Origin of the sequence: Streptomyces sp. SID14478 (assembly GCF_010548525.1) — a bacterium.
In the GTDB taxonomy this organism is placed as follows: Bacteria; Actinomycetota; Actinomycetes; order Streptomycetales; family Streptomycetaceae; genus Streptomyces.
On record NZ_JAAGMG010000530.1, the window covers coordinates 1 to 2,964 of the forward strand.

At 67.9% G+C, this 2,964-nt stretch carries 3 protein-coding genes and 1 pseudogene; 2 read left to right on the forward strand and 2 right to left on the reverse strand.

The window, feature by feature from the left end; all coding sequences use genetic code 11:
• Positions 1 to 98: 98 nt before the first annotated feature.
• Positions 99 to 761 (forward strand): class F sortase, encoded by a 663-nt coding sequence (locus G3I40_RS17465; protein WP_164303079.1) that lies wholly within the window; start codon positions 99 to 101, stop codon positions 759 to 761.
• A gap of 71 nt (positions 762 to 832) precedes the next feature.
• Here the strand turns inward: G3I40_RS17465 and G3I40_RS17470 are convergent, their stop codons facing one another.
• On the reverse strand, positions 833 to 1,516 hold the full coding sequence (locus tag G3I40_RS17470) for a hypothetical protein (RefSeq protein ID WP_164303080.1): 684 nt from the start codon (positions 1,514 to 1,516) through the stop codon (positions 833 to 835).
• A gap of 954 nt (positions 1,517 to 2,470) precedes the next feature.
• Between G3I40_RS17470 and G3I40_RS17475 the strand changes: the two are divergent.
• Positions 2,471 to 2,572: pseudogene (locus G3I40_RS17475) on the forward strand (oleate hydratase); the annotation flags it as partial.
• 83 nt (positions 2,573 to 2,655) lie between these two features.
• Here G3I40_RS17475 and G3I40_RS46475 read toward each other — a convergent pair.
• A partial coding sequence (locus G3I40_RS46475; RefSeq protein WP_203644263.1) for a hypothetical protein occupies positions 2,656 to 2,964 on the reverse strand: 309 nt, incomplete at its 5' end.

Genomic DNA, 2,964 nt, shown 5'->3' on the forward strand with positions numbered 1-2,964 from the left:
CCACCTGATGGGCTGACCCGGGCCCCGCTCCTCACATCGTCGAGACCGGTGCGAGAGGGCGGGGCCGCCTGTTCGCCACGGACCGGGAGATCGGCATCATGGCAACCGCCCCCACACCATCCGCGCCCTCCGCCCGCCGCCGCATGGCGTCGTGGGCCGTCCTCCTCGTACTCGCCGCCTGCATGATCTACCGCATCGCCGACAGCGGCGAAGACACAGGGACGCCGCCGCGGCCCAGCGCCGCACAGGCGCCCTCGAGCGACAGCGCGCCGGTCCGCGAGGCCGCCTCGTCCGTGGCCTCGCTGCCGGAATCGGCACCCGTGCGCATCAAGATCCCCAGCATCAGCGTGGACGCCCCCGTCCAGGGCCTTTCCAGGAACGAGGACGGCGGGCTGAACGCACCCCCTGCCGACGACACCAACCTCGCCGGCTGGGACGCCGCAGGCATCCCGCCAGGCAGCACCGGCACCGCCGTGATGGCCGGACACGTCGACACCCGCACCGGCCCCGCCGTCTTCTACGGCCTCGGCTCACTGAAGAAGGGCGCCACCGTCACCGTCAGCCGACAGGACGGCAGCACGGCCCAGTTCACCGTCGACGGCGTCCAGGAATACGAGAAGGCCAACTTCCCCAGCCGGAAGGTCTACGCCCAGCAGCCCCGGCCCGAACTCCGCCTCATCACCTGCGGCGGCACCTACACCACGACCGACGGCTATTCAGGAAACGTCGTCGTCTACGCCCACCTCACCGGAACGGACTGAAAACGCCGAACTCCGGCCCGCGGGCCCACTACCTGTTGTCAGGTGGCGGGCTCGCGGGCCGGGCGAGTGGGTCAGCTGCAGTGCCGGATCGGCGGCGAGTAGCGGACCAGGTGCTCAGCCACATAGCCCGAACCGTCGGCGACCTTGAACCACTTGTTGTCATTGCAGGTGACCGGGATGAATGTGTCGGCCGCGACTTGGCGGACCACCTTGCCGCCCGGCTTGTCGACGATGTCGAGCTTCTGCTTGGCGCTCACGCCGTACAGAGGTGAGTGGTACTTGCTGGAGTCGATCTGCCACTCGGCGTGCGCCTGGTCATCTCGGGAGTGAACGTCCATGCCGCCGGTGAACCGTGGGATGCCCTCAGCGCCACCCTTCTCCACGACCTCGAAGGTGACCCTTACGCCGTTGTCCTGTGGCTGGATCGGCACATCCCCCTGGCAGTCCAGCTGGACCTGCCCGGTGAAGTTGCACTTCATCACGCCGGCATGGCCGTTGACGAGGACCTTCTTGTCCGTGTCCGGGCTGAAGCTCAGACCGTCCGGCGCCTTCAGGCTGATGCCGGTGACGAGGCTCGCCCCGTCCCAGTTGGCATGCACCGTGACCGGCGTCGGCTGGATCGGGTCGGTCGAGGAGATCGACTCCTGATAGGAGTAGAAGTCCGGGAGGTCGGCGGCCGAGGCGGGGACGGCCACGGCGAGGGAGCCACCGACGGCGACGGCTGCCGCGGCTGCTGCTGAGCGAAGACGGAACATGAATGCCTCTCTGGGGACTTTCAACCGCCCAATCGGACGATTCATATGAATATGTCCACGACGGCAGTCAGTTCCCACCCGGCCCGTACCCACTTACCTCGAACGTGTTTACGCGAGAACGAATGCACCTGCGATCAGGCGACCGCCCACCATGGACTTGAGCCGCCGCCAGAAGTCTCGCCGACGCCGCATCTGGGACGTTGAGGTCCCTGACGCAGCATCGGTACTGAGACCGAAGAGTGTCTGCGGCGGAACCACCACCTGGCGCACCGCGGCTCCTCCCGCGCGACTCCCCCGCCGGCCGCCCACAGGGCGAACCCTGTGATCCGTCTTTCCGCACACGATGCAGCTGAGAGCCGGTCACGCATCCTTCCAGCACCCGGTTTCTCCGGTGCATCGAGCATCCGGGCGCAGCCCACTCAAGACGAACGGCTGCCGTATCCGCGTAGAGGCCTTCCCACTGCGGCCCAAGGCCGGGGCGCTGTAGCCCACGAAGGATCTGCCGCTCCAGATGGCACACGCGTGGCAAGCCGGCGGCCGCCAGGACGCCATGGGCGGAATCCGCAGCTTCCTCGCAGGGCCGTTCCGAGGGCCAGGCCCGTTCGACCGAACCGGACGAACTCACCGACGGGCTGGGGGCATTGGACGCGGCCCCGGTGTTCGCGACGGGGTTATCGGTGGTGGGCCAACCGCCCGGGCGGCGGAGACCGCTGCTTGGCAGTCTGCCGGGAAGCCGTATTCGGCTGGCTGGAGGCCGGTGTGGCGTCATGCGCCTTGGTGCGGATGCCGAGAACTCTGCTCGCGCACGTGACGCCGATGATGCCCGCGCCCGAGCCCCTGCTCGTGCTGCCGCCATTGCCCGGTCTCGGTTGATCGCGGGCGGCCTTATGTGGCGACGGCGGCCGCCCCGCCGGGAGGAAACAACCATCCCAAAGCAGGCGCTCTTCCTCTCCGCCCTACATCACCAGCCAGTTCCTGGTCCGCGAGGTGGGCGTTCGGCCGCAAGTCGTACCCGAGGGCTCCGTCAACCTGGCCTTCCCCGGCCAATACGCCGACTCCGGATCCATCAGGCTCCGGACCGCAGCTGAGGAGACACGCTGAGCCCCCTCGGCCGCCGGGATCAAAGACGCCTGCTGCTATCAGCGCACGGTGACCTTCACAATGGGCGAGACCGCCGAACCGCCCACCATGCGCAGCTGGTTCACGCCCCTGAGCCCGAGCTTGACCCGCAGGTTGTAGGCACCGGTACGGGTGGTGTTCATCGACACCGGAAGGTACTTCCACACGTTGCCCTGCTTCTGCTGCAACGTGACCCGCGTGCCGACCCTCATGTGCGCGGACTGCCCGTAGATCCGAAACTCCTGCCAGAGCCTGACACTGCTGGCCGTGGCCCTGGCCGTCAACGTCGCCTTCGGAGTCGGCGGCGCTTGCACGTTGACTTTCACGAT